At 34.8% G+C, this 316-nt stretch carries 1 protein-coding gene; it reads left to right on the plus strand.

Going from position 1 to position 316, the window contains the following annotated elements:
- A partial coding sequence (locus TY19_RS00010; RefSeq protein ID WP_042277905.1) for a type IV secretion system DNA-binding domain-containing protein occupies positions 1–198 on the plus strand: 198 nt, incomplete at its 5' end.
- Between the last annotated feature and the right edge of the window lie 118 nt (positions 199–316).

Here is a 316-nt window from a genome sequence, read left to right on the forward strand (position 1 = left end):
GAAATTAGAGAGTATCAAAAAGGGCTGTCTTATGGAGCCAATGACATTCGAGATGGGGTAAGTTTAAATCAACAAACGCGGTATCAACAATTGATTACTAAAACTGATATTCAATTTCTGTCTCGCAACCAAGCTTTTGTGCGCTTACCCGATAACTGCCCGATTGTGCGTCTTAACGTACCTATTTTACCTAGATAAGTTTTAGTTTTTGCATTTAGTTAATTGTCTTAATATACCACCAAGTGGTATATTAAAGATATGGAACGAACAATTATTCAGTTATCGCCTTTTTCTCGCTATTTAGATGAATTAATCA

It is taken from the genome of Candidatus Protochlamydia sp. R18, assembly GCF_000648255.1.
Taxonomy (GTDB): domain Bacteria; phylum Chlamydiota; class Chlamydiia; order Chlamydiales; family Parachlamydiaceae; genus Protochlamydia; species Protochlamydia amoebophila.